This is a genomic window from Stygiolobus sp. CP859M, from assembly GCF_037389975.1.
In the GTDB taxonomy this organism is placed as follows: Archaea; Thermoproteota; Thermoprotei_A; order Sulfolobales; family Sulfolobaceae; genus Stygiolobus.
The window spans coordinates 11,818-38,633 of the sequence record NZ_JBBHKS010000022.1 but is presented as its reverse complement, the minus strand read 5'-3'; the positions used below and the strand labels follow the sequence as shown (position 1 = coordinate 38,633).

At 39.5% G+C, this 26,816-nt stretch carries 28 protein-coding genes and 1 pseudogene; 14 read left to right on the top strand and 15 right to left on the bottom strand.

What is annotated here, in order from left to right; genetic code table 11:
• Positions 1-91 precede the first annotated feature (91 nt).
• Both WIW72_RS10445 and WIW72_RS10440 read left to right on the top strand, forming a co-directional pair.
• On the top strand, positions 92-919 hold the full coding sequence (locus WIW72_RS10445) for an ABC transporter ATP-binding protein (protein ID WP_337699159.1): 828 nt from the start codon (positions 92-94) through the stop codon (positions 917-919).
• The gene (locus WIW72_RS10440; RefSeq protein WP_337699161.1) at positions 900-1,637 is read left to right on the top strand and encodes an ABC transporter permease; all 738 of its coding nucleotides are present in this window, start codon (positions 900-902) and stop codon (positions 1,635-1,637) included. The genes WIW72_RS10445 and WIW72_RS10440 overlap by 20 nt, the downstream gene beginning before the upstream one ends.
• 172 nt (positions 1,638-1,809) lie before the next feature.
• Here WIW72_RS10440 and WIW72_RS10435 read toward each other — a convergent pair whose 3' ends face one another.
• Both WIW72_RS10435 and WIW72_RS10430 read right to left on the bottom strand, forming a co-directional pair.
• On the bottom strand, positions 1,810-1,989 hold the full coding sequence (locus WIW72_RS10435; protein ID WP_337699163.1) for a hypothetical protein: 180 nt from the start codon (positions 1,987-1,989) through the stop codon (positions 1,810-1,812).
• Between the two features lie 63 nt (positions 1,990-2,052).
• On the bottom strand, positions 2,053-2,331 hold the full coding sequence (locus tag WIW72_RS10430; protein WP_337699165.1) for a hypothetical protein: 279 nt from the start codon (positions 2,329-2,331) through the stop codon (positions 2,053-2,055).
• Between the two features lie 84 nt (positions 2,332-2,415).
• On the opposite strand from WIW72_RS10430, the gene WIW72_RS10425 reads away from it, so the two are divergent.
• The 3 genes from WIW72_RS10425 (at position 2,416) to WIW72_RS13280 (ending at position 4,023) form a co-directional block, all read left to right on the top strand.
• Positions 2,416-3,480: an MFS transporter gene (locus WIW72_RS10425; RefSeq protein WP_337699167.1), complete on the top strand. Its 1,065-nt coding sequence runs from the start codon at positions 2,416-2,418 to the stop codon at positions 3,478-3,480.
• A gap of 157 nt (positions 3,481-3,637) precedes the next feature.
• Positions 3,638-3,832 carry a sulfocyanin-like copper-binding protein gene (locus WIW72_RS13285; protein ID WP_443294987.1) on the top strand — a complete coding sequence of 65 codons (195 nt, stop codon included), beginning with the start codon at positions 3,638-3,640 and terminating at the stop codon, positions 3,830-3,832.
• Positions 3,833-3,834: 2 nt separating this feature from the next.
• A complete protein-coding gene (locus WIW72_RS13280; protein ID WP_443295017.1) occupies positions 3,835-4,023 on the top strand; it encodes a sulfocyanin-like copper-binding protein in 189 nt (62 codons plus the stop codon).
• An 86-nt stretch (positions 4,024-4,109) separates the two neighbouring features.
• Here WIW72_RS13280 and acs read toward each other — a convergent pair whose 3' ends face one another.
• Positions 4,110-6,092 (bottom strand): acetate--CoA ligase, encoded by a 1,983-nt coding sequence (gene acs, locus WIW72_RS10420; protein WP_337699169.1) that lies wholly within the window; start codon positions 6,090-6,092, stop codon positions 4,110-4,112.
• A gap of 66 nt (positions 6,093-6,158) precedes the next feature.
• Between acs and WIW72_RS10415 the strand changes: the two genes are divergently transcribed.
• Both WIW72_RS10415 and WIW72_RS10410 read left to right on the top strand, forming a co-directional pair.
• Positions 6,159-7,178, top strand: a complete 1,020-nt coding sequence (locus WIW72_RS10415) for an MFS transporter (protein WP_337699171.1) — start codon at positions 6,159-6,161, stop codon at positions 7,176-7,178.
• 129 nt (positions 7,179-7,307) lie between these two features.
• On the top strand, positions 7,308-7,589 hold the full coding sequence (locus WIW72_RS10410; protein ID WP_337699173.1) for a transcriptional regulator: 282 nt from the start codon (positions 7,308-7,310) through the stop codon (positions 7,587-7,589).
• Here WIW72_RS10410 and WIW72_RS10405 read toward each other — a convergent pair.
• The 4 genes from WIW72_RS10405 to WIW72_RS10390 form a co-directional block, all read right to left on the bottom strand.
• Positions 7,573-8,856, bottom strand: coding sequence for an MFS transporter (locus WIW72_RS10405; RefSeq protein WP_337699175.1), 1,284 nt, complete (start codon positions 8,854-8,856; stop codon positions 7,573-7,575). The genes WIW72_RS10410 and WIW72_RS10405 overlap by 17 nt on opposite strands.
• A 118-nt stretch (positions 8,857-8,974) precedes the next feature.
• A complete protein-coding gene (locus WIW72_RS10400; RefSeq protein WP_337699177.1) occupies positions 8,975-9,904 on the bottom strand; it encodes a nucleoside hydrolase in 930 nt (309 codons plus the stop codon).
• Positions 9,905-9,912: 8 nt separating this feature from the next.
• Complete coding sequence (locus tag WIW72_RS10395) at positions 9,913-10,779, bottom strand: FAD-binding protein (protein WP_337699179.1); 867 nt, start codon at positions 10,777-10,779, stop codon at positions 9,913-9,915.
• Positions 10,780-10,806: 27 nt separating this feature from the next.
• Positions 10,807-11,394, bottom strand: coding sequence for a hypothetical protein (locus WIW72_RS10390; protein ID WP_337699182.1), 588 nt, complete (start codon positions 11,392-11,394; stop codon positions 10,807-10,809).
• A gap of 82 nt (positions 11,395-11,476) precedes the next feature.
• Between WIW72_RS10390 and purE the strand changes: the two genes are divergently transcribed.
• The 4 genes and pseudogenes from purE to WIW72_RS10370 form a co-directional block, all read left to right on the top strand.
• Positions 11,477-11,950 carry a 5-(carboxyamino)imidazole ribonucleotide mutase gene (gene purE, locus WIW72_RS10385; RefSeq protein ID WP_337699184.1) on the top strand — a complete coding sequence of 158 codons (474 nt, stop codon included), beginning with the start codon at positions 11,477-11,479 and terminating at the stop codon, positions 11,948-11,950.
• Positions 11,922-13,022: a 5-(carboxyamino)imidazole ribonucleotide synthase gene (locus WIW72_RS10380; RefSeq protein WP_337699186.1), complete on the top strand. Its 1,101-nt coding sequence runs from the start codon at positions 11,922-11,924 to the stop codon at positions 13,020-13,022. The genes purE and WIW72_RS10380 overlap by 29 nt, the downstream gene beginning before the upstream one ends.
• On the top strand, positions 13,019-13,360 hold the full coding sequence (locus WIW72_RS10375) for a winged helix-turn-helix domain-containing protein (protein ID WP_337699188.1): 342 nt from the start codon (positions 13,019-13,021) through the stop codon (positions 13,358-13,360). The genes WIW72_RS10380 and WIW72_RS10375 overlap by 4 nt, the downstream gene beginning before the upstream one ends.
• An 89-nt stretch (positions 13,361-13,449) precedes the next feature.
• Positions 13,450-13,863, top strand: a pseudogene (locus tag WIW72_RS10370) (zinc ribbon domain-containing protein); the annotation flags it as partial.
• Between the two features lie 316 nt (positions 13,864-14,179).
• Here the strand turns inward: WIW72_RS10370 and WIW72_RS10365 are convergent.
• Together WIW72_RS10365 and WIW72_RS10360 are read right to left on the bottom strand one after the other, a co-directional pair.
• Positions 14,180-16,183 (bottom strand): protein kinase domain-containing protein, encoded by a 2,004-nt coding sequence (locus WIW72_RS10365; protein WP_337699190.1) that lies wholly within the window; start codon positions 16,181-16,183, stop codon positions 14,180-14,182.
• A 164-nt stretch (positions 16,184-16,347) separates the two neighbouring features.
• Positions 16,348-16,521 (bottom strand): hypothetical protein, encoded by a 174-nt coding sequence (locus tag WIW72_RS10360; protein ID WP_337699192.1) that lies wholly within the window; start codon positions 16,519-16,521, stop codon positions 16,348-16,350.
• A gap of 218 nt (positions 16,522-16,739) precedes the next feature.
• Between WIW72_RS10360 and WIW72_RS10355 the strand changes: the two genes are divergently transcribed.
• Entirely contained in the window at positions 16,740-16,925 is a 186-nt protein-coding gene (locus tag WIW72_RS10355) for a hypothetical protein (RefSeq protein ID WP_337699427.1), read from the top strand.
• Here the strand turns inward: WIW72_RS10355 and WIW72_RS10350 are convergent, their stop codons facing one another.
• From WIW72_RS10350 to WIW72_RS10325, 6 genes are all read right to left on the bottom strand, one after another.
• A complete protein-coding gene (locus tag WIW72_RS10350; protein WP_337699193.1) occupies positions 16,926-17,303 on the bottom strand; it encodes a RidA family protein in 378 nt (125 codons plus the stop codon).
• A gap of 17 nt (positions 17,304-17,320) precedes the next feature.
• Positions 17,321-17,725, bottom strand: a complete 405-nt coding sequence (locus WIW72_RS10345; RefSeq protein ID WP_337699195.1) for an STK_08120 family protein — start codon at positions 17,723-17,725, stop codon at positions 17,321-17,323.
• A gap of 183 nt (positions 17,726-17,908) precedes the next feature.
• Positions 17,909-18,730, bottom strand: a complete 822-nt coding sequence (locus tag WIW72_RS10340; protein WP_337699197.1) for a CBS domain-containing protein — start codon at positions 18,728-18,730, stop codon at positions 17,909-17,911.
• Between the two features lie 55 nt (positions 18,731-18,785).
• Positions 18,786-20,612, bottom strand: coding sequence for an amylo-alpha-1,6-glucosidase (locus WIW72_RS10335; protein ID WP_337699199.1), 1,827 nt, complete (start codon positions 20,610-20,612; stop codon positions 18,786-18,788).
• Positions 20,613-20,623: 11 nt separating this feature from the next.
• A complete protein-coding gene (locus WIW72_RS10330; RefSeq protein ID WP_337699201.1) occupies positions 20,624-22,474 on the bottom strand; it encodes a glycoside hydrolase family 15 protein in 1,851 nt (616 codons plus the stop codon).
• Positions 22,471-23,727, bottom strand: coding sequence for an NDP-sugar synthase (locus WIW72_RS10325; protein ID WP_337721440.1), 1,257 nt, complete (start codon positions 23,725-23,727; stop codon positions 22,471-22,473). The genes WIW72_RS10330 and WIW72_RS10325 overlap by 4 nt, the downstream gene beginning before the upstream one ends.
• A gap of 40 nt (positions 23,728-23,767) precedes the next feature.
• Here WIW72_RS10325 and WIW72_RS10320 point away from each other — a divergent pair, with 40 nt between their 5' ends.
• The gene (locus WIW72_RS10320; protein WP_337721439.1) at positions 23,768-25,099 is read left to right on the top strand and encodes a glycoside hydrolase family 57 protein; all 1,332 of its coding nucleotides are present in this window, start codon (positions 23,768-23,770) and stop codon (positions 25,097-25,099) included.
• Positions 25,096-26,805 carry a glycogen/starch synthase gene (locus tag WIW72_RS10315; RefSeq protein WP_337721438.1) on the top strand — a complete coding sequence of 570 codons (1,710 nt, stop codon included), beginning with the start codon at positions 25,096-25,098 and terminating at the stop codon, positions 26,803-26,805. The genes WIW72_RS10320 and WIW72_RS10315 overlap by 4 nt, the downstream gene beginning before the upstream one ends.
• The last annotated feature ends 11 nt before the right edge of the window (positions 26,806-26,816 follow it).

Below are 26,816 nucleotides of genomic sequence, written 5' to 3'. Positions count from 1 at the left end.
ATATACTATTAAAAAAATCAAATATTAAATTTGATCTTTACCATAGGGAGAAATAGTTATAGTTTTTAGGTCAAATAATTATGATCACCCCGTGTTAGAAACTGTTAACCTGACGAAGCGATATAACGACGGTACAACGGCTTTAGACCATGTGTCCTTTAGTACGAATGCTAAGAGCATTTCCATATTGGGCAGGAACGGAGCAGGTAAAACTACCCTTACCAGAATTCTATCCACTCAACTCTTACCCACAGAAGGTACAGCCCTTATAGAGGGATATGACGTGGTGAAGGACGCTAAGAAAGTAAGGAAAATAATCGCATCAATTCCTCAGGAGTCTCACCCAGTGGGATTCGCTACTCCATTCGAACACTTACTAATGTATCTTACGGCAAGGGGGTTTTCTTTGTCCGAAGCTTCCCAGCTAACTAGAAAGACTTTAAAGGAAATTGGTCTCTGGGAAGTTAAAGACAAACCTTCGGATTTGCTCTCTGGCGGGATGAAGAGGAAGATATTTGTCGCTATGGCTTTGGCTTCAAGTGCTGAAGTTATCTTACTTGACGAACCCACAGTAGGTCTAGACCCCTATTCAAGGACAGAAGTATGGTCAGTACTGAAAGAGAGTGACGTGAAATTAGTCCTAACAACTCATTATATGGAGGAGGCAGAAGAGCTGTCGGACGAAGTAGTATTACTTCACAAAGGTAAGCTGATCGCCAAGGGTAGTGTTAAAGAGCTTTTGTCGAAATTCGAAAATAAGGTGAGAGTTGAGGGTATAGGAGACCTGCTGGTCGGTAAGCTCAGGATATCTTATGTGGACAGAGAAGAAGCTGTTAAATATCTAGGTAAATACATTGTGAAACCCATAACACTTGAAGACCTCTTTATAATATACTCCGGTGAGACCCTTGAAGATTAAGTTCATTTTAGCCTTTGCTAGGTTTTATGGTGTGGCTCCCTTAGTAAGGGGCATGGTTTACGTATTCTCCTACTTAACAGTGCCTTTGGCGGAACTCTTCTTAATTTACATGATAACGAAAGGAGAATTTGTAAAGTTCGCTGTTGATGGAGGGCTTATAACGGTCATTGCATCTAATGGTCTTGCGTTCATTGCCGATTTCGCTTTTCTAAGACTAGAGCTTAAAATACAAGACCTTCTTGTAGCTACTGAGATAAGTGCAGGTGATTACATCCTGGCCTTGACTTTCTCGAATCTCATCTACTCATCTCCAGGTATTTTAACATATGTGGCTTTGGCTACTATCTATCACCTTTTAAATCCCTTCAATTTCTTACTTGTGTTTATAACGTTGTTGATACTTTTGCTAAATACTTCGGCAATAGGCTTTTTCATAGGGAGTTTGATCTCCCACGTTCGTTACTCTTGGGGGATCGGAGCGATAGCCGGAACTTTATTGACCATCTTACCTCCAGTATATTATCCATATTACTTACTTCCTCGCGTGATCTTCGAGTTGATATATCCTTTACCTACTACTTTAGCGTCCATTTTAATACAGAACTTTACGGGACTTGTAAAAACTAGCTTAGTGGTCCAAAGCTTTACTGTTTTAGTCGTAGAAACAGTGGTTTTTTACTATCTTTCAATAAGATTCAGCAGGTGGGTGTCTAAATGAATTTCTTAGAATAGAGCCCTAAAGTATTGGGACTAATTGTCGTGATTATCATTTCACTGTCGGTTGTAGGATTAAATGTACCATGACTAGCGTACACTTGAGGAACTAGACTACTGTTTCCAGAAATTTTACTAATTAACTCTGAGTAGTACTAAATATTACTGTAGAAGAGTCATATTCCCGAAGGGACAGACGGTACTCCGCCGTAGGTACCCGGAAGATAACATACTTGTTGGTGTGAGAAAGTTCCATTAGATATAGTAAACGTTACGAGGAGTCCACTACCGTTGTACTTCCAAACGGTAGTTAGTACGTACTTCTTACTCTTTGAAGGAAAACTAAAGCTTTTCATGTGATATATACCATTGTAATAAATGCTCGACAACCATTGTTGGTCCCCGTAGGGTCCATAATACTAGAACACGTTTTGGACTAATATAGGAGTGTTGTTTACGATAAGGTATACGTTCTCTTGTGTCGAAGGAACTTGAGAAGTTACATTTACACAGTAGTAAGTCACTGTAGAGTTAATTCCATTTATTTGCATCGTTGGAAACTCGTAACCGTAATCATTAGCCCCTATTTCTACGGTAAGGACAATTTGTGAAGAAGCTAACGTGAGTGAAAATAACGAAGTGAAAATAAATGCCAACGCTAGAGCTTTGAGGAATTTTCTATTTCCTCTAATAAACACGAGATAGATTACGGTTCATTTATTTTAAAAATTTTCCGAATACAGAGATAATGTTTTAAACACATAATCAAGCATTAATGGAAATTGAGAGGCGTTCCAATACTTCTCGCGAGGGCAGTCTATGGGACAAGTTGGTTCTTCCTTTCCCCCTATTTACCGTATTTAATCGGAAGTATACATGCACCTCATTACTTTGTGAGCTTAATTCCCTTGTCCTTCTTTGCTTCAGCTGCTATAATGCAAGTCCCTGCCGCAATTATTTCTACAAAGCTTGGTATGAAAAGAACTTATACATTAGGTCTTATAATTATGGGAGTATCAGATTTCCTCATCGGTTTATTTAAAGAACCATACACAGTATTAATTTTATACGCTTTTACCGGTTTTGGAGCATCGTTCTTTTTCTCGTCCGCTGGGGGTACATTAGCAGTTTTAAATGAAGGAAGAGTTACAACTGCCCTCGGTCTTTATAACGCTATGTTTGCAGTTGGGGGTATATTAGGGTTAAACTGGGGTTTCGTCGACTTTATACTAGGTTTCAAACTTGCTTCTATATTTTTAGGTTCATTAACAGCTCTAATGGGTATTGTAAACTGGTTTGCTCCATATCCTAATATTAGGCCGAATTTTAAGGTCATAAAAGACGTTAGGGTAGCTATCATTGCTTTAGCTACATCAGGTATATGGGGTTCCTATTATGTAGTGAGCGAGTATTTTCCTTCATTCTCATTTTACGTACTAGGTAGATCTGCAATAATAACTGGATCAATATCGTCGATCCTACTTCTCTCCTCAGTAATCGGAGGAGCTCTATCTGCGTTAATAGAAAGAAGAGACAAAATAAAGTGGATCGTAATAACTGGGGTACTTGGTGTAATACCAGTAATCTCCTTGTATACACCATACTACGAGGTGGGATTATTCATTATGGGATTTTTTAATGAGATGAGTATTTCGGTAATTTATTCCTTAGTTGTTGATATTGTAAAGAGTGGTAATTCCTCTCTTTCACTGGCTGTTATAAACGCAATACAAATAGGTCTTGGAATGAATGAATTAATAATACCATCTATTGCAGGATTTTATGTGTGGGTAGTTGTGTGTTTAGTGTCCACTCTTCCCCTCTTTTTATTAAATTTGGTTAGATAGAGTATATAGTAGATTTCATTATGTAATATTTTGTATCCTTCCGATAATGAATACTACATTATATACATTATAGTTCTATTTTGTTGATAAGACTAATTATTATATGAATTTAATTTATTTCTAAGCTATTCTAGTCTATTTAATTTTTTATTAATAAATGATATTATATAAAATTAAACTAGTAACATTTTCTAATTCTACACTCTTTAATTATAATGGGATATCTGACGGGAATATGAAAATATACATACCAGCTAATTGGACCATATTAATTGAGTATACAAATTATGAATCAACTCAACATAGCATAGCATTAGTACTTAACCATACCATGATACCTACTTATCCTTAGTTATCACAAGATGGAAAGATATTATACAAGTTAAACCTAGTGTCTGTGGAGAGTCAACAGTTGGAATTATAGATACTATACTAGCAGGGTATTATTGGTTAGCATGCCCTGTTTTCGGACACGCATCCTCAGGTCTCTGGGCTGATCTGATACTATCTAACAACGTTACGGTTCCTTATGTAGTCATTTAATAGTAATAGAGTTATACTATGTTTTAAAAACAAAGTCATAAGTTGTTTTTTATATGTATAAAATAAATAATTCAGATAAAAACTTATTATTCATTTTTTAGCGATTTTTTAAACTCTTCTACTGCCTTTTTTATATCTTCCATAGATGCCTCGTCTTCAAGAGTTGATATATCTCCTGCACTTTGTCCCATCATTACAGCCTTAATTACTCTTCTCATTACTTTCCCTGATCTTGTCTTAGGTAGCTTGTCCACGAAGTGAACCTCAGGCGTAACAATTGCTCCCATGTACTTCCTTACGTGATTCTGAATATCCTTTGCTAGCTCGGGGGACGCTGAATATCCTGACTTTAACACTACGAATAAGTGTACTGCCTCACCTTTTACTGGATCTGGAATTCCTACAGCTGCTGCTTCTGCCACTGCCGGATGGGCTGTCACAATCGATTCAACTTCTCCCGCTCCTATTCTGTGAGCAGCTACCTTTATTGTCTCATCTGCTCTTCCCATTACCCATATGTAACCGTCCTCGTCTATCATTGCATAGTCTCCAGGATAATAAATCCCTGGGAACTTGTTGAAGTAAGTCTTCTTTAACCTCTCGTTATTCGGATCGTTCCACATTCCTATCATCATCATAGGCGGGAACGGCGGTAACATTACGAGGTATCCTCTCTCTCTCGGGGCGGTTGGCTTGCCCTCTTCATTAAGTACTTGAACCTTATTTCCGGGCAAAGCAAAACCTACTGCAGGTCCTGATTTCATCGGCAAGTAGACTACACCGGGTATGTAACCGATATTGGGACCTCCGGTCTCTGTTTGCCACCACTGGTGGGACATGAATACTTTTCCTCCTCCTACGACTTCTAGTCCCCACTTCCACGGGGCGTAGTTAAGGGGCTCTCCGTTAGTGACGATAACCCTCAGTGAAGACATGTCGTGTTGTTTTACGTAGTCCTCACCGTACTTCATGAACGACCTTATAGCCGTTGCTGAAGTACCGAATGTAGTGGCTCTATACTTCTCTATTATCTCAGCCCACTTGTCTGGGTACGGATAATCTGGAGCATCTTCATAAATGACGATTGTCCTACCCATAACTAGGGGTGAGTAAGTTATGTAAGAGTGACCTACAATCCAACCTATGTCAGAGGTATTGAACAATACATCGTTATCCTGACTTAAGCCGTAGCTCCATAAGAGCATTGTTGCAGTACCAACCAGATAACCTCCGGTACTGTGAACGATTCCTTTAGGCTTACCCGTAGTCCCAGAGGTGTACAAGATAAATAAGGGGTGAGTAGCTTCTACCGGTTCAGGCTCTATAGGCTTGAACTTACCGACTTCGTCAAAGTAGACATCCCTCTTCTCGTTAAACGGGATCTCAGTCCCCGTTCTCTTATATACAAGGACTCTTTGAACGGGACTGTTATTTCCAAGTATCTGTAGTGCTTCATCTACAGTCTTCTTTAACTCAACAATTTTACCCCTCCTATAATAAGCGTCGGCTGTAACAACTACTTTGGCTCCGGCGTCTTGAATTCTGTCAGCTAATGCTTGTGCTCCAAAGCCGGCAAATACTACGCTGTGAATTGCCCCTAACCTGGCTACAGCCAACTTCGCAATTACACCCTCTGGCGTTAAGGGCATGTATATCGTTACTCTATCACCCTTCTGTACCCCCAACTGTCTCAATGCGTTAGCCCACTTGTTCACTTCGTAATAAAGGTCTTGATATGTAACTATTTTCTTCTCTCCTCTGCCGCTTTCCCATATTATAGCAGCCTTGTACTTTCTATGAGAGTTCAAGTGCCTATCTACTGCATTATAAGAAGCATTAAGTTTACCACCTACGAACCACTTGGTCAGTAACCCTTCTTCTTGGACGAACGTCTTTTGCCAAGGTTCAAACCAGTCTATTAATTCTTTAGCCAACTCTCCCCAGAATCCTGCTGGGTCTTCAACGCTCTTTTTGTATAAATATTGATAATATCTCATATTATAATCTGCTTTCTCTTCTAGATTCTTCTCGCCGAGTTGTTGTAACTGTTCTGACAGTTTTTCACCCATATGGATCAGTATAAATTGTTTAAACACTCATAAAAAGCTTTTACCTTCAAAGTGAAGAATAGGAGGATGAAGAAAGTAGGGCTAATAATGCTGAGTTGGGTCTTCTGGGGAATTTCCTATTATTTCAGTTACCCGTTTATTTCAATATATACAACATCGTTCATACCCAGCCAATACGTTAGTTTACTATATGTACTTTTCACTCTCTTTGCAATAACGATGCCGGTGCTCGGGGCTAAGACTTCTAGGAGTTTAGGAGTAGTAAAAACCATGTGGTTAGGCATGTTCATATCCGGTTTCGGTTATCTGATAGTAGCTCTTGCTAAGGACTTCACTGAGTTGGCTATCGGCTTTATAATATCTTATACCACATTCCTCTCGCTACCGAACTTCTACTCCTACATGAGCTCCTGCGGTAAGGGTGTAATAACGAGAGTCTGGGGGTTTTCCATTTTACCTTCATTGTTTACCCCCGTGATAGGTGGGTTTTTAGCTGATTATTTCGGAATAAGGCTTGTATTTCTCGTTGCAGGAGTGTTTAACTGGGTCTCTTCTGTTCCAATCTTATTCCTAGAAGAGAAGGTCTTACCCAGAGGTAAGATAACGTTTAGTAGAAAATCACTTATCCCAATCCTAGTCATTTTCCCTATCTCCCTAGTTTTCCCTTACGTATATCTGGAGATTAAGACCATATACAACCTTAACGACTTTTTCGTAGGAGTTTTAGCTACCTTAGCGGAAATCTTTGGGATGTTTCTCACTTTTATCTCGTCTTACATTAGAAGACCTTTTCTATCGGTCTATCTAGCCATATTTTCTTTCTTACCACTTATGTTAGTGTCTCCGTTCTTTTCCGTACTTTTCGGTTCATGGGAGGCTATTATCCCCAGTGCGTTAGAGGAAGTTGATGACAGAAGCCCCGAAACTTATGCCTCGATCAATTCCCTACAACAGATAGGATGGTTGATGGGGTTCATAGCGAGTGCCATTTCCTTTTCTCCAGTATTATCTATCTTCATTTCTTCTGGAGTGTCCCTTACTTTAGCATTATTCCTTTTCTTAACGGGTAGGGAACTAAAACTATAATTAGTTAACTGGTTGAACGGTTTGAATAGAAAGAGGTCTGTAAATAGGCCGATACTCGCGCTGTGTAACTTTACGTACTTGATAATTCTAAAAAGCGATTTAAATACTTCAGCTCTAAGTCTATCATATATGGACATACTTGAACTAGCTATCCTCACGATGTTATCCGAGGACGAGATGAGTATTAGGGAGATTGAGCAGTATTTGGGAGCCAGAAGAAGGAGGATAGCCAAGTCTCTACAAGAGCTCGAAAAAAAAGGATTCATAGTAAAGAAAGCGTACATAGGGAATGGCGACATTATCTTTGGCATAACAGAACAAGGGCTGGAAGAACTCTACAAGAACTACATCATCTTGAGAGACCTCGTGAGAGAGATGGAAATTTCTGTGTGTGCTAAGTTCGATTGCTAACTTTAGTGGCTTTTCCTAAACTCACCTCTTCTAACTTCTTCTTCTTAGTCTCCTTTACAGTAGTAATGCTTATGAGTAACGCGAGAAGTGATGTGGTGCCAAAAAGTAAAAGGGAACCTGCAAGTCCTAAAGACTTAACCATTGAGGGAAACACGAAGACCCCCAGTACTGCACCTACCCTACTTACAGCGGTAGTAATTCCTTGTGCGGTTGACCTTACAGAGGTCGGGAAGATCTCAGCTGGGTAAAACAACGTTACAGCTCCAGCCCATTGCTCCATTGCAACGAATACCATGAAGTAAGGTAAGAGAATGACTCCAGATATCTTAGTCAGACCGCCTAAGACCAGCAAAACACTCATAGAACCCAATCCTGCAAATAATGTAAATCTTCTTCCTATTTCATCGATAATTGCTACGGCTATTGCGTATCCTATTATAGCCCCTACCGAAATTAGCATTGTCGCGTAAAGAGTCTCTACCTTAGAAGAAAATGCGAACTGATGTAGTAGCGAAGGGTAGTATAGTCCAATTCCGTAAGACGCCACGTCGAATAAGAACCAAATGACTGAAAGGGATAGTAGTATTATGCCTATTTTTCCCCTCACTAAGTCTTTCGTTGTAAGTCCTTTGTTTTCTTCCTCTTGCGTAGGTAGACCCTCCTCATTTATGAGCCCCTTGGAAATAAGCCATCTCGGGGATTCAGAAAGGGATATCCTACCTAGGATTATTGGGATAGCTAATATCCCACCTAAAGCAAAGGAATAACGCCAGAAGTAATCTCCGGTGCCGAGAAAGATCAAGTTTGCTATAGCCGAAAACAGAGTCCCTAACCAATACATGGCCACTGAACCCATGAGGTACTTTCCTCTACTCTTTGAGGGAGAGAACTCAGAGACAATAGTACTACTTATAGGGTAATCCCCACCTATACCGATACCGAGAAGGAACCTAAAGACGAACAGTTCCAACATATTAGTGGAGAAAGCCGAAAGGATAGCAAACACAGTAAAGAAGAAGAGGTCGAGTCCAAATAACTTTTTCCTTCCTAATTTGTCGGACAGGTATCCAAACAGTACAGCACCAATTCCCATACCCATTAAGGAAGAAGCGGTGACTAAACCCTCTTGCAAAGGGGTTAAGGACATTTCCTTAACGATGAAAAGTAGGGCATAGGATATCACTGAGAGATCATAACCGTCCAAGAAAAACCCTCCAGAAGATAAATAAAAAGATTTTAGTTTGTCCCTCAGGTTTTCAAAGTCCATGTGTTACTCTTCGTATCGAGGCTAAAAACAGTTATCAACTAAGCTTTCAAGTTGTTTATTAACTTTCATCACATCCAGCTGAACCTTTCTTTAAAAAATCTAAACTTAACTAAATTTGTTAAAACCACTTTAGAAGGTCGAAAAGTAGGTCGAGAAATCTGCCGAAGTGGATCTCATAAACTACCTCGGTATTCGCCTTTCTCTTCCACAGATCTAAGTAGTCGATAACCGTCATCCCCCTAGTCAGACAGTCACAGTTCTCTATATCTACGTAATGTTTATCCGATTTCTTAATAATACCTCTGTCTATAGCAATACTGGTGGTTATTAAGTCCGGGTGAGGAGTGCCACCTATCTTCTCATTCTTCATCGAGTACTCTCTATAGTGGGAGTAGATCTTGATGTAAAACTGGCTCATCTTTGTGTTCATGTCCTTTATCTTATTCCACAACCCGTCGTCAATGGGGTAGTTTACAATGACGTCCCAAGGCACCATAGTAATGTCGAAACCCGCATTGAATATTATCTTAGCTGCATCCGGGTCGACCCATATGTTGTACTCAGCAACCGGCGTTATATTACCTCTTCCCCACGCGGTACCTCCCATCACCCAAACTTTCTTGATCTTATCAACTATACTCCTATCTTTCAAATAGGCTAATGCTAAGTTTGTTAAAGGGGAGATAGCTAGGAACTCTAACTCCCCGGCGTATCTGTCGGCTAATTCTACTATTGCGTCCATCGCTTTCTTGCTCTCCGGCTTAAACTTACTGGGCCTGACTATTTCATCCCCTATACCACCCTTTCCGTGGACTTCCTCAACACTCCTGAATGGTTTGACTAACGGTCTGTCACTTCCGGGGTAGACCTTAACGTCTTTTCCGATGAACTCTAACGCCCATAACGCGTTATTTATTTCTTGTTCGTAAGAGATGTTACCCTCTACGATCGTTAAAGCCTCAACTGATATTCCGTTTTTAATCAAGGCGAATAATGACATTATGTCGTCTTCTGCAGTATCACAATCTATTATGAAGTGTCTAGTCATTAAGACCCCTAAGCAAAGATACCCCTAGCGTCTAACAACCTCTTAAGTTTAACGTGAACCTCTTTCGGTTGATCCTTAGTGTAATACTTTATATTAGACTCTTTTAACATATCTGTGTCCGCATTTACCAATACGAAAATTCCGCTCTTCCATATCCAGTAAGCGTATAGAGGCTGTGATACTTCTACAACCTTTTTGAAACTCTCGAAGTCGTCCCCTTCGACTATAACTTCTTTCCTCTCGTCATTTACCTCAACTAGAGGAACGCCCTCGTCAACTGAATAGCCCTTTAGCATGATCTCTTTAGCATATGAAGCGTGAACTCTAAATTTCCCTCCCTGATAGTCTACCAGTAATACTAGGGGTGAAAGGCTCATTAGTTTTTCTATGTCTCTATTGACTACTTCCTCCTTCTCGTAAGTTAAGATCTTTGAGGGCTTGGGGTAGAGTTTAAGTTCGGCTCTAGAAATTGCCCCCACAATCCCTTTGGAACCAACTAACATCTTCCACTTAATACCTCCATAAGGAGTAAGCACTCTTACCCAATTAGTAAAATCTATCGGCTTACCGTAAGCTGTAGAAAGTGGTGAGGCAAAATTTGTAGCAAGTAATCCGCCTACGGTCCCGTCATATAGTGTTGGTAAAAGTAAGCCTTCTTCGCTAGCCTCTTTTCTGATCGCGTTTACATCAGCTCCCGCTAAAGCCTCCACAACTCCGTTTTTAATTTCAAACCAGTCCATCTTTCTAGTGTAGACATACTCGTTTACACCCTCTTTTTTTCCGTGTTTGCCGTTACCTAAAACTTGGATTTTAAGCCCCTCTTCATAAGCGCCTCTGATAACTTTAAATAATTCTTCTTCTGAGTGAACATCCATACAGTTATATTATTGTGACAGAAAGAGTTAAATAGTAGTTGGCTTAAACTCATACAGTTCTATATAACACACATCTTCACAGTTCTTTTTGATCTCCTCTCCATATAGAGGTATTCCGTTAACTATTTCCACTATATAAGACTTATTAATCACTAGAAAGTAGTACACAGAATCATCCTTAGGCAGTGTTTCAAGGAGCTTTAAAAACCCCTTATAGTTCGTATAAAGCTTAAGTTTTAGCTTCTTCTGTATCATACTGGTAGGCTCAAATTCAGCCTTGATCACGAAGTTGATCAAATTATTTATAACTTTGTTCTTCATAATTTTGCCTACAAAGCCCCAACCGCTTACGTTAACTTTAATTCTGCTAGAGTACTCGTCAAGTGGAATAACTATTACGTCGATTTTGCAAGACCCCAGTTTTGTGTGAAGGAGAATTGACACTGAGTTTTCCTCAATCTTCTTTATTATTTTACCCTTTATCTTCACACTAAGAACTGAAGTCTCAAATGTCTCACTATCTTCTATTTGAAAGCCTAAGCTCTCCAAGAAATCGTTTTTGGAAAGCATTAGAATAAGCTCTTCAGCCCTGCGTAATAGCGTTATTTCGTTCATTCAAAGTTAGTATTTGCATGAACATAAATAAATTTTTTCAATTAACATTTTAGCTTAAATTTCCTCTTGATAAAGTATAACCATGCCAAAAGTAGCCGTCATTATGGGGAGCAAATCTGATTGGGAATACATGAAAGAAGCCGTTGAAATTCTCAGGAATTTCGGAGTAGAAACCGAGGTAAGAGTAGTCTCTGCTCATAGAACTCCAGAGTTCATGGTAGAATTCGCTAAAACCGCAGAGAAGCGAGGTATTGAAATTATAATAGCGGGGGCTGGCGGGGCAGCACATCTCCCAGGTATGACTGCATCGTTAACTCATTTACCGGTGATCGGAGTACCAATTCCGTCTAAAAACCTCAATGGGTTAGACTCCCTACTATCGATAGTCCAGATGCCCTACGGTGTACCGGTGGCTACGGTAGCTATAGGTGGAACTAAAAACGCCGCATTACTCGCCTTAAGGATTTTAGGTATTAAGTACCCGGATATAGCTGAAAAAGTAAAGAAGTTCATGGAGGACATGAGAAATGAAGTCCTTAATACAAGACTTGAATAAAAGGAAGATCGCAATTCTAGGAGGAGGGCAACTAGGTTGGATGATGATCTTAGAAGGGAGGAAGTACCCTTTCACTTTCTACGTGATGGATGAACCTAATGCCCCAGCTTGCAGAGTGGCAGATAGGTGTTTCAAGCCTGAAGAATACAAGGAGATGATCAACCAGGTTGACGTAGTGACTTTTGAGTTCGAGCACGTAAAAGAGGAAGCTCTGGAATACGCCAAAGAAAAGGATAAGCTCTTCCCTAATATAAACGCTGTTGAGCTGAAAAGAGAAAGGTGGAAGGAGAAGACGTATTATAAGGAGCATAACTTACCGACCCCCAAATTTTACGTGGCTGAAGATGGGGAAGAGGCGTTAAGGATACTTAAAGACCAGTTCAATAACGTGGGTGTTCTTAAACAGAGTAGAGGAGGGTACGACGGAAAGGGTCAGTATTTCATAAAGGGTGACGTGGAAAAATACTCATTCATAAAAGATATGAAATGTAAATTTGTAGTTGAAGAGTTTGTGGATTATGACTATGAGGCATCAATAATAGCGGTTAGAGATAAGAAGGGAAATTTCAAGGCTTACCCTCCTACTTTTAACTACAACGAGAAAGGTATTTTAGTTTATAATTACGGACCATTCAACGATGATCGTTTTAAGGATATCGCAAAGAGATTAGCAGACTCACTGGAGTACGTAGGGACTATGGGCATTGAGTTCTTTGTAAGAAAAGGAGAAATACTAATTAATGAGTTCGCACCTAGAGTCCACAATACGGGTCATTACACACTTGATGCTGCCTTCGTATCTCAATTCGAACAGCACATAAGGGCTATAGGTGAAATAGACTTAGGAGACACAACACTACTTTCTTATGGTGGAATGGTTAACATCCTTGGGACCGACAATGTTCCTTACGAGGTGTTGAAATTTGGAAAGGTATATTGGTACGGTAAGAGTGAAGTCAAGAAGAGGAGAAAGATGGGGCATGTTAACGTTGTAGGGGAGGATTTAGAGGATGTTAAGCAAAAAATTGATAATATCATAAAACTAATATACCCTGAAGGCTTAGACTTATGAAGATTAAGTTCAAGATCTGGATAGAAACGGATGACGGTAAACCGATTTTGGGTAAGGGTGGGGTTAAACTCCTAGAGAACATTAAGAGCACCGGAAGTATTGCTGAGGCAGCTAAAAACGTAAATGTGTCGTATAAATTTGCTTGGGAGTATATAAAGAAAATAGAAGGACTTCTGGGTGGAATTGAAACCAAAAAAGGAGGAAAGGGAGCTGGAGGGACGATGTTATCTGAGAAGTTAGATAAGATAATAGAAATTTACCAGAGTGCTGAAAAAGAAATCGAGGAAGTTTTAAAAAAATATGAGGAAAAGCTCAACGACGTTACGACAAATACTTGATTATACTCTCAAGGATTCACTTCTTTCACCTGAAGGATGCTGCTAGGAAGGTTAGTAGGGTGGGTTGCTGAGGAAGTTATAAGGCTCGGGCAAACGATATAAAGTTGGAAAGGTTAATGAATCTCATTAAGAACGTTGATAAACTACCTAAGGAGTTTAGGAATAAGCTGTATTTGATCTGACTTCCTCTCCGCCCTGGAAGGGCAAGGTTTCCCCCTCATCGATTCGGGTTTACATCTGTAATATCGTCGTTTGTAGTATTGAATTGAATGGCAGGCAAAGAAGCACATGGTTTTGTAATACACTACGTCAATCCTAAAGTACTTTTCTATTTCATGTCTTAAATGCGGAAAAAGCTGATGGAAGTTGATTATCGTTGGTTTAAGTGTAATCATAGTAATGAAAATGACCGTGACGTTATAGCAATCATAAATCTTAATGGGAGGGAGTCGCTGACCCTCTCGATTGCACCTCAAATAATAGATGTAAGAGAGAATCGATAAGGAGAACTATCGCCTTTATGGCGAGGAGGGAGTCAGCCTTAGTAAAACCTAAGCTCTTTATGCGATTAGAACGATGCATATAAGAATACGTTAATCAAATAAACGACTACTCCGGAAATCCTTATTGTTCAACAATTGTTTGTCGAGACTTTCCATCCAATTCACCGTAATATTATATTTGATTTAGGAAATTATATAGCTTTATATTAATAAAATTACAATAATCGAAATTTTTAATTAATATAAGTTTAACAAAAGATTAAGAAAATAGCCAAAACTTTTCAACTATGTTAAGAAAAGGAATGCCGTCCTCATGTCATATTTCGGTAGTGCTGGTGGTATTACTACTTTGTAGGTCTATACCATAGTTATAACGTACTATGTACTTTAATTCTCTACTTATCATCTCCATAGAGAGTTCTCCCTTAAGGCCTTTTTCAATTATATCACGAAACTCCTCGGGTATGTAATCCAACCTGGGTTCTAGGCTGTAGAAGTCTTTTAGAGCAATTTCTCTTTTAGATGGATCAGTCACTGCTTCCTCTATCTCCCTTTCCAACCACTCTGGGAAGGGGAAGTTATTTGTCAACGCTACGTAAAGTGAGACAGTAAATGAGTACACGTCAAAGTTATATTCAGCCTTTCCTCCAAACCTTTGCATTGGGTGAGCATAGTACGGTGTGTAGTGAATGACCGGTAGACCCAATTTCACTGCCGACCCGAGATCAGAAAGTTTCGGCTCAACTCTACCTGTAGTTAACACATCAAGCGCTTCATCCCCGTATTTAGGAAGTCTTGAAGTGAACAGAACGTTAGATGGTTTTATGTCGCAATGCACGTACCCGTTTTTATTAATGTGGATTACGGCATCAGCTATTTTCGAAAAGATCACGGCAACTATTTGACTCCACTTACTTGAATGCCTTAGTGTTGAAAACTCCGAATTTACTAAAATCTCCCTCAGATCCCCTCCTTCCATATACTCCATAACTATCGCCGGTGGAGATGAGTAGTAGTCTGTAAAATTCTCATCTACAAAACTTGCAAATATCCTTACTAAATTAGTCGAGCCCTTAGATATCTCTTGCATTTTAGCTACTTCATAAAGTAACTCGTCATAACGGAACTCTTTCTTTACCACTTTCATAGCAAATTTTCTCATCCCCTTTTCCACCATGAGAACGTAACCCATTCCTCCAGTACCTATTACCTTTTCTACTTTGTAACCGTAAAGGACATACCCTATCCAACTGTTCGGGTCGAACTCGTCCCTAGGTGTGTAGAGCATATAAGGTTTTACTTTACTACAAGCTTCAACGAATCCCTCTTTACAAGCAAACAAGAACTCCTTCATAGCATTTGAAGGGGAATTAAGTGCCTCATAGGCTAAGCCCTTCAGATAAGCCGTGGACGAGTTCCTCCTTAGCTTCTCAGCTTCCTCGATCACTTTCAATGCTTGTTCGAACTGTTGGTTCTTAACATAAGCGTTAGCTAAAGCCAACAAGTTACTGAAGTCCCTTCTTAGCTTGACTGCTTCTTCGAAATACTTCACAGCTTCCTTATAGTTTTTCTTGGATAAGAAGTACCAGCCCAGTTTAAGAGCTGGAGCATCGTAAGTCGGTATTACCTTCAAGGCTTCAAATAACACTTTAACGTTACCGGTTCTGTCAAATTCGTCTATTAAGCTGTTAGCTCTCTCCCTTAACTTCTTCTCTAGTTCCCTATATTTGTTCTCCGAGAAGAAGGAGTAGATTTTCAGGGCTTCTAATTCTTCCCCTACCTTCTCGTAGCACTCAGCTACTGCTAAAGATTCCTCTGGGAACTTCGAGGTCAAAGTATTGTAAAGCTGTATGGCCTCATTGCACTTGTTTAAGCGGGATAATGCGATTACCGCAGCCCTTACTACTTCAGGGTTATTGTGTTCCCTGAGCATGTACTTGGTTAGTTCATAACTAGTGTCCATGTAATTCATCAGGGTTTTCACGTCTCCTTTAGGTATGGGTACTCCGTGAACTAATAAGTAAGGAATATTTTCAACCGCATTACCTCTGATCTCCCCGAAGTGTAGGATTACAGAATCGGGAGTTTGGAAGATATATCCATTAAATTCTTTTATACGATCTACAAGCACCGCCTCTTTCAGACCGTCGAGTTTTGAGGAGTCGTAAACTGGAGTAGAGGTTAGCTTAACTTTACCGTTCTCGTACCTGATAACATAGCCGATCAAGTCCCCTCTTAGTTTAGGTCTCTCTTGGGTCTTTCTCAAAGTACCATCTAAATAGAGGTAATATTCTCCATCCTTTGTGAAAAGTATGAACATGATTAACTGATTATCGCGTTAATGTATTTAATATGCCTACAAATAATACCATTTAAATAAGAACCCTTGGTATTATGTCAGTATTATTAAGCCCCATTCTTTTAAAGAGTCAGCTTGGTCTAAGTGATTAGACTCGTCTTTTATTTGTTTACTCATGTCTATTTCTACAAGTTATTTTTTGTAAATATTGTAATATTCCCTCTATCGCATACATTTATACCAGCCGAATTAGTGGCGTCTATCGGTGCCGTCATAGCCGATGTAGCTACAGTGGTTTGGTTAGTTAACTTACTTCTAACCTTAGTTAGGGGAAGAACCGCAAATATTGAAAACCTCACGGATTCGTATACCCTAATTACTATGCAGACTGTAAATAACCTTCCTAATCACGTATTTAAATGAAATAATCATAATATTAAGTGAAAATCTTTTTGTCTTATCTTTATGCAATGAAAATCTTAAATTAAAAATCCCAAAGCTTATGCATAGAAAAGCTTATATTTTACTTTTGATAGTAATAGAGATTAAAAAGAAGACAACAAAGGTGAATATAAACATGGCAGAAGTTGCATATAGAGTAGTCTTTGAGGGGGCATTCTATAAGATAATAGAGGACGATGAAGCATCTCTATTATTATTCGAAGGTAAACCTATATCAGCGACATGCGTTGAGCACGGTACGCACGGAAGCCCATACGGGTGCCCCCACGTAGAAAGACTAATGAAAAAGATTTTTTCTTAACTAACCTTTCGAGCCTATAACAGCTATTTCTATTAAAACATCTTTTGGTAACCTTGATACTTCTACTGTAATTCTAGCAGGTGGTTTTTCCTTAAAGTATTCCGCATAGACGGAATTGAAGTCTGAGAACATGTTCATGTCTTTTAAGTACACGAAACTCATTACAACATCGCTTAACTCAAATCCTGCAGCCTTTAGGACAGCCTTCAGGTTTTCGAGTACAACTCTTGTTTGTTCCTTAATCCCTCCTTTAACAACTTCTCCAGATTTGGGATCTACTGGAATTTGTCCAGAGACATATACTGTATTTCCTACTTTTACTGCTTGAGAGTAAGGACCTATCGGTTTAGGTGCATCCGGAGAGAAAACTATTTCCATATGATAAGAAAGGGGAACTAGATTTTACGTTTTATCCTCTCTAACCTAATCTCCTCGTTTATATTCTTTTCCAGCTTGTTAAGGTTAGAATTAACTATAATTGATTCTATTCTGGCTAAAAGCGAGCCGTCATACTCTAACGTGATCCTAATCATGTTTTCATTAACTTTACTTATTTTAAGTACACCTCCTCCTCTATCAGAATCATACACATACTTCACTTCATTGTAACCAAGGAACACTCTCCCAGTTGAATGATAAGAGGATAATGCAACTTTTCCCTCAGCTTCAAACTTTTCACCATCTACTTTAATTCTATTAACGTTAGGAAATATCCTAGGGATTGTGAAGCTTGGGTCAGCAAATATCTGCAACACGACATCGACTGGATGTGATATCTTAATTTCTCTTTCCACCTTCATCATTATAAATATTGGTTACAAAGAATTAATTTTTAATTCCATTCATTGTAAGTTTAACATTTTAAATTGTAATAACTTGTCTATACATAGGTCGCATAAGTTGGTTCACAATACTTTTATTGTACTATTTTACGAAATAACATAGTAATTTTTTATCCATGTTTATCAGTTACAGAAGAGATATCATTCTCCTCTTATATGTAGTTGATAATGTAAAGCTATTATCAAGTCCCTTTCCGTAATTATACCACCTACTGTGCCATCTTCCTTCAGTACCAGAAGCGAACCTACTTTCTTCATGATCATAGTACTTGCGGCTTCATTTATAGATTTCTCTGGGTCTATAGTTAGAACATCTTTAGTAGCTACCTGTGGGACTTTCTTTGAGAAGAACATGTCTGGATCACTCTTAACCACAGCTTTAGTAAAGAGTTTTAGCGCATCCGCCGCGGTTATTATACCCTTAACTTTATTTTGATCATCAACTATAGGTAATCTCCTGAACCCTCTCCTGATCATTAATTTTACAGCTTCAAACACCGGGACGTCTTCATAGATAGTACTCACTTTTTTGGTCATGAACTTTTTCACTGGAAATAACTCGTCTAAATCTTGGAAAATTAGGAGTAGTTCCCTTTCTGTTACAATACCCGATACTTTTTTCTCTCGATTTAAAACTGGGAGGGCTCCGAAGTTTCTAGCTACCATTAATGTTAATGCATCCATCACATCATCATCTTCATAAGCGTAAACGGGTCTAGGCGTCATAACTTGTGCGACTTGTTTTTCAATAAGTGCGAATATATCTCCTCTATCACAACCTTCTTCACACCTTTCCGTAACGAAAGTAAGTAAATCACGAGTGGATATAATCCCTTCAATTGATTCATTAGTTACTATAACTCTTCCTATACCTCTTGTGTTAACTTTCTTAAATGCTTCGACCAGTTTATCCCTTACGGAAACTATTGGAGGGTCTGGAAGCATGAGTGTTTTTATTATCATGGTTTTCTATTCCAACTTGCCGTTTATAATTCTTACCTTCAGTCAGCAAGGTACCCTAAATGCCTATCACTTTGTTAAACCCTCTGTAAACTTCAGCTACACTCCACGCTTGGGCTATACAACCACCTGCTAGATACGGAGGTATATCCTCGAATAGCTCAGGAATATATCCGTTATTCTCCTTAATCACATCCAGTAGGGGTCTAAAGATATCGATGAGCATTTTTGCCTTTATCAGATCACTCTCGACTTTTAATTTAGCGTCTATATAAGCTCCTATCAACCAAGGCCATATAGGACCGTTATGATAAGCTTCATCCCTACTAGCCCTATCTCCTCTATAGATGGGCTTGTATCTGGGATCTCTCATGGAAAGTGTGCTGAGCCCGTAGGGTCTCAGAAGTTCATTCTCAATCGTAGCAAGCATTACCTTGCCCATTTCTGGGGGTAAAACGTTGAAGGGTAATGATAATGCGAAAAGTTGGTTAGGTCTTATGGACTTATCCGGTATCATATACTGGTCAATATAGTCGTAAAGACCCCAACTTGCTACAAACTTCTCGTTGAAGGCGTTTCTAACTTTTTCGGCCATTTCTACATAATAATCTTGTTTATCTCCTAGAAGTTTAGAAAAAAAGTCCATGACCATTAACGCGTTATACCATAATGCGTTTATTTCCACTGCAGCACCTTCTCTCGGTGTAACTATCCTACCGTTATAACTTGCGTCCATCCACGTTCTCGGCGCTCCTTTGTGAAATAATAAGTTATCTTTAACATAAACTATCCCGTTTCCCTTAGAATACCATTCGACTATTTCCTGAAGTTTAGGATAAATTCTCCTGATAAATTCCTTATCGCCACTGTAGGTGTAAATTTTGTAAACTGTATTTATCGCCCATAAGCTGATATCAACACCGACGTAAATGGGTTCACCTTCGGGTGTTATGTGGTTTGGTAACATCCCCCTCTCGGAGTGGCTCAGATACCGTGTAGTTATATCCTCAGCAAGTTTATACAATCCGTTTAAGAGTAAAATCCCCTCCATGGATATGAATGTATCCCTACCCCACTCGTCAAACCAGTGATAACCTGCAATAATAGCCCAACCTTCTTTCCCCTTGACCAGAAAGTCAGTTGAGGCACTTGCTAAGAGCTTTAGAACGTCATAGGGATTTTCCTTTAGTTTTTCGTAACCATATTTGTCATAGTATACGTGAACTATTAAGGTGTTATCCTTACTTGTTACGCAGAATGGGTTGAAGAGATCTTCCTTGTGGTTTGAACCTCTCTCATAGTCTAAGACGTAAAAGAAGTTATAGTACCAGTATCCGGTCATCTCCGCGTTGATACCGCTTTCAAATAGGAAGTTCAGGAAGGGAATGCCATCTTTTACTACCCTAGCCTTTTGTCCTTGAAAGTGAACATCAAAGAATGTAGATTTAGGAGTTACAAGATGGTGGCTGCGATAGGTAATTAAAGGACAAATTTTAACTCGCCCATCGGTCGCCTTGTATTCTATAGTTATAGCATTTTCAAATCCATGAGCTATTAAAGTCTTTTCCAACCTAACGTTGTTCACTTCGTAAACCCATCTTACGTAATTCCTGCCCCACTTGAACTCCTTTAAGTACCTATATCCGTCTGGATAATATGTTCCTTCGTAATGGTTGGTACTTATTGGAAATTCGCCCTCATCGGTTATCAAAAAATCCTCAAATTTAGACAACATCACATATCTTTTGTGGGGTTGGTTCAAAGGTACTACTAGATACCCGTGGTAAGTCCTTGAGTTTATACCGCAAATGGTTGAAGAGGAATATCCTCCAGTTCTAAGAGATAAGAGCCATTCTCGCCTTTCGCATTCCTCCGGCGGTAACACACTTTAATTTACTATTTAATAGTTATTAGTTTATCTAAGGTAATTATGAACTCAGAGTGAGACCACACTAGAGGCATTACAGACGAACTCTGCAAAGAGTCTGGATAAACTTGCTCTGGAAGCAAACCGGTTGGTAAAGCTCTATCCATTACCCATTTTACGTACTTCATAGCCCTCTGAATATCCCCTATTTCAACGTAATACTCTGCCACCCATAAGGTAGTTATTATCCACGGATTAGGCTGAGATTTCTCCCTTCTGTAGTAGTCGTTCTCATACCTTATGATCCCATCGTTAACCGTTAGTAAGTCTTCAATAATCTTTATTGTGTTTTTCATAACTACATGTTCTGGCTCTACCATTTCGAAGAAGAAAGGAGAATACATGCTTGCATCTACTGTGAGATCCTTGTTCCCGTATTCGTCCAAACGCCTTACAAACCTGTCGTTATGAACCATCCTTTTTAGAGCCTCTTCCTTCATATATCTGGCAATAGTTATCATATCTCCTGAGAGCACCTCATCTCCCATGTCTGCTACTAGCCTTGATGCCGACTTAAGCGCTCCGAATACAGTTGATACTGTGTAGATGTGAATTCCATACCTCTCTTCCCATAAATCGAAACTGGGCTTCGGTAAACCGTCTTCAATATATCTCATCATGAACCTTACAGCGGGTTTAACAAAATCCTTGTAAATCGAGACTAGCACGTCTATATCTTTATAATATTCGTAGTGCTTAGCGATAGCCCAAACTTGTAAAGCCGTTTCATCTTCTTGAATTGGATAAATCCTCTTACCATTCATCAACCAAGGATGCCATGAACTTGCTAGCGTACTGTCTGGATTATATTTATGGAATAAGAATCCATCCTCACTTATGAGTTTTGAAATAAACGCATAGTGTTTAACAGCAAGATCCCCATAACCAGCTAAGTCCAGTGCATGAGCAGCTATTGCACTATCTCTAGGCCAGCAGTATGTGTAAGAATCACCATAGACTCCTACGAAACTGTAATCTGAAGAGGCTATGATTGAGCCGTTCTGATCCATGTGATTTTTTATTACCAATAGACTTATCTGGAATAAATCTCGAAGCTTTTCATCTATCTCTTTTGTCTTAAACTTGTTGAACCAGTTTTTCCAGAACATATACGAGTTTGTGAACGAGGACTCAATTTCCGTCGATGTAACCCTCTTAAGAAGTTTTCTTAAACCTTGTAATGTCCTATCGAAAGCTATTGTTAAGTAAGCTTTTTCGCTACCTAAAGGATTTAGCGACAAGGAAAAGGCTAATGCTGACTGAACGTTTCCGTTTTCTATAGTCTTTCCTTTCAGGTTGCCGTCATTTACATCTTCAAAAATGTCATTTTTTCCTACGGTGAACTCGTTGAAGTCTTTCATGATTCCCAGAAGTTTTATTCCTATATACCTCTTAGACTTGTAATGGATGATTGCATTCGTCTCAGGATCATAGAATGCTGTGTCTCCGTAAGGGTTTGAGTAAAGGTCTAAATCAAAGAGAAAAAGTAGTTTTGCCTTCACAGGTTCAGCTGACTTGTTGTATACTTTAATAATCCGGTAAAATAAAGGCTCGTATAGGTCAGCGAAATCGTAGGCGATGAGAGATAACTTGTTGTCTGTATCGGCTTTAACCTCACCTATGTTCGTGTTGTCAAGGTAAGAAAGGCTCGTCTTCCATTCAACATCTTGGTATAGTCTATCTGTAAATATATATTGCCTTACGGGTTTACCGTTAGTGTGATTTTCCATTCCTATATAAGGGTAGTAAAGATCGATGATCCTACCGAACTCATCTAAGTTCACTAGTATCTTGCCGTTGCCTATGCTAAGAGCCCTCATGTGAGCACTGTATCGTATAACTTACTTTCGGCGTTAATAAGCTTATGAGGATAAATCTTGGAATTCACAATTTCACTTCCCTCTCCTATTACTACGTCTTCTGCAATTACGCTGTTTATAATTCTTGTAGGTCTCGATTTTGACGACCTTATCTCTACATGTCTTGCTATAATTGAGTTCTCAATTATAGCGTAATCTCCGATATAGCATCTGTCCATCAATGAGCTCTTTACTATTTTCACTCCTTCTCCTATGATTGTAAAGTTATCAATGCTCGACTCCTCTATATATGTGTGCTTACCTATCTGACAATGTCTCCCTATAAGTATGTTACCTTCTAGCTTCAGCTCTCCCTTCTTATACATCCTCTTGATAGCTAGTCTTCTCTTCCTCGAGTCTGGACTCGTACCTTGAACAAAGATCCTTCTATTGGGATCAATTCTAATCCCGTGCATGTCTTTAGCATCGAGTGTCTTCAGTAAGGTCAGCATCGCATCCAAATACCTTCCGGGAGTACCTACATCGAACCATAAGTCATTAGTGATATACCCATAAATGGGATATCCCTTCTTTATCAAGTACGGTATTATGTCCTTACCAAAGTCCATTTTTCCCATCTTATACATTTCCTGAACTTCCTCGCTCTTGAAGACCTTCCTTATTTCAGGACTAATGACGTATAAGCCAGTATTCGCCAAATTGCTTGGTGCTTCTTCTTTTTTAGGTTTCTCAACGAACCTCTTAATTCTATTGTCACTTTCAAGTTCAGCAACTCCGAACTCCTCCACGTTTTCAACAGGCTTTAACACAATGGTCATGAACGCGTTTTTGTTCTCATGGAACTCGAGAACCTTTTTAATGTCAAGTTTGAATAAGTTATCCCCTTGAACCACTAAAAAGTGCTCTTGAATATCATAGTATTCGAGGTTTATCCTCACGGCATCAGCATTTCCTATACTATCAACCCTTGGCTGGTACTTGAAGTGGACTCTAGGTTTGATGTGATACCTAGCTGAAAAACCGATTCCTTCCTTATATAAGTCGAACAAGGAACGATAGTTTACATATCCCCTAACACCGAAAATTATCTCCTTTATCCCTTGTCGAGCTAGTTCCAGTAAAGTGTACTCAATTAAAGGTCTGTTCAGAAGCCTAACGGCAGCTTTTGATGTCTCTACTGTCAAAGGTCTGAGTCTGGTCGCTTCTCCTCCTATCGGGATTATTACCTTTACATCTTCTATGCTGATTGTCATCACTTAATAATTTTTATACAATGATTAATAAAACATATATATGAGGCACGTCAGTATAGGCTTTGAAGTACACCAACCTTTCAGGATAAGAAAGGACTTTCTTTGGAATCCAATGTATAGAAGTGAAGTGTTATCGAAGTACTTTGACGACTCCCTTAATAAGGAGGTCTTTGAGAGGGTAAAGAGGAAATGTTACATACCAGCAACCAAGATAATCCTTGAGGAAATCGAAAGAGGCGAAAATGAAGGATACGACGTGAAGTTCTTTTACTCTATCTCTGGCACTTTCGTGGAGCAGGCGGAAAAGTGGGGGAGAGAAGTAATAGAACTCCTACAACAACTCTCTTATACCAGAAAAGTCGAGTTCCTTTCACAAACTTATTACCACTCGGTCACGTCATTGTGGGCAGATTTGGACGAATGGAGAGAACAAGTGAAAAAGCACATAGAGTTAATAAAAGAACTCTTTGACCAAAACCCGGTGACTTTCGAGAATACGGAGTTGATCACTAACTTCAGGATAGCGAAAGAAGTGGAGAAGATGGGTTTCAAGGCAATAGTCACAGAAGGAAAGGAAAGTTTATTGAAAGGGAGAAGTCCTAACCACGTTTATAGGGTTAAGGGAACGAACCTATCCCTATTTCTGAGGAACTACAGACTAAGTGATGACATTGCCTTTAGATTTTCAAACAGAAAATGGGATCAATATCCCTTAACAGCTAAGAAATTTGCAGACTGGGTAAGCTGGTCTGAGGGAGATACGGGGATGATCTTTGTAGACTATGAGACGTTCGGTGAGCATCACTGGACAGAAAGCGGGATCCTAGACTTCCTACGCTGGTTACCCAGAGAGCTGACGAGAGCCGGCGTTAAGATGGTTTTACCGCGGGAAGTCTATCGAAACGTGTACGACGAAATTCCCTTAGACCAAACTGTCTCTTGGGCAGACGTAAACAAAGACGAGTCTAGTTGGTTAGGAAATATTATGCAATGGGCATTTGACGAGATGGTGAGGAGGACGGAAATGTTAGCTAAAGAGTTAGGCGGTGATTATATCAAGGCGTGGAGGTACTTCACTACTAGTGATCATTATTACTATATGTTCTTAGGCAGTGGTGGGCCCGCTGAGGTTCACTCCTATTTTAATTCTTTCAATTCACCTATTGATGCATTCATTAACGAGTTTTACGCTATAACATTATTCCAAGAAGAAATGAGGAATAAACTAGGAATAAATAATGAGCCTTTCATATTTAACGTAAATGGGCAAAGGGGGAAAGAAGTGTGGACTTTGAAGCAATTTTACGAGGTATTAAAAAATCACCCAGAATACAAGGAATTTGAGAAGTATGTTAAGGAGTGGTCTAAATGAGAAGATATGAATCACTTTGGATGTCCGACGAAATCAAGAGCATTTGGATGATTTCTACCGAACTCACAAAGGTGGCTAGTTTAGGAGGTCTTGGTCCAGTAGTTTATAATCTAAGCAAGAACTTGGCAGAGAAGGGTTACAGAGTAACGGTGATTATGCCCAGTCACGGGAGGCATTTAGACCCTAAATTAAGGGAGTTTCTTTCTCTCAGGGAGTTACCTTTAGTCGCAGAAGGAGACAGAGTTGGACTTGACGGAAGTAGATATCACTATAAGTTGGGATTTGAAGAAGGAAAACTTGACGGGTTTAACGTGATCCTAGTAAAGGGGCTAGACTACAATACCGGGGTCTTAATGGACAATTGGAACATTTATGCATACATCACCGAGAAGGCTGCTCTATTAGCAAGAGGTGTAATGAAATATTCGGAGTTCTCTATACCCTCAAACGTCCCGTCAATTATTCACGTCCATGATTGGCACTCAGTTTTAGCAGGAGTAGGGGCAAAACAAGTATTTGAAACGAGGAGAATTATAGTACCTTTAGTGTACACAATTCATTTAATTAACAAGGTAGGATTTCCTTGGCATTACGCATCGGAGGACTGGGCAGGTCTGATGAATTGCCCGCATTACATATGGAAAGTAATAAAACACGAACTATACACTACGAGACAAGTATGGGACGAACTGTCCTCGGGTTTCATAGAAAAGTTTGGAGCCTATGAAGCGGATATGATAGCGACCGTAAGTAAGAGTTACCTAACTTACGACGTTTATAACTTCATAGGGAATTGGATAGAGAATAAGAGCTGTGTAACATACAACGGTACTGAGTGGAACATAAACGAGGCGATAGAATACGCTAAAGCTAGGTTCAACACCACGGATAGGAATATCGTAAGGAGGAGACTTTATGAGGAACTGGAGAGATTGAGGATTATACCAGAGGATTATGTAACGGGGAATATGCTTTGGAATAATCGCTTCAGGATAGGGATCAAAGACGACTGGACTTATGCCAGAGTCGATGACGGACCTTTAGTGCTCTTTGCGGGAAGGATGGTTTACCAGAAGGGAGTAGATTTATTGATAAGAGCATTCAGGGAGACACTTAATGTAATTCCCAATGCTAAACTGATCATATTGGGGCTGCCTTCAGGAGATTATGGGTTACTTCAAGACGTAATCAATAAGGCTTCAGAAATAGGAGGAAATATTAGGATTATAGTGTCTACGTCCTTACCTAATGATATTTATAAACTGTTCTTCTATGCAGCATCTGTCTTCGCGATACCGTCCAGATGGGAGCCGTTCGGTTTAGTCTCCGTGGAAGCCATGGCTTTAGGAGTACCGGTCGTAGCATATGCTGTAGGAGGGCTGAGAGAGACCGTAGTAGACATAAGGGGGGACAGCGAAAACGGAACCGGGTTTTTAGTAGAGCCAGAAAACATATGGGAGCTAGGTAGAGCCCTCACTACGTCTCTCCTACTATCAATAGCTACCGAGAAGAAAGATACGAGTATACTTAACAACCCTAACTTAATATACAAACCAGAAAGTGTTGACTTTTGGGATAAGGTCAGAGAGAATAGTATAAGAAGGGTGGAGGAGAACTTCAGGTGGTCTACTTCGGTGAACCAACTTCTTAATTGTTATTCCAAAGCCCAGACAATGGCTAAATACAGAGTATTAGCATCATTTTAACACCACTTTAT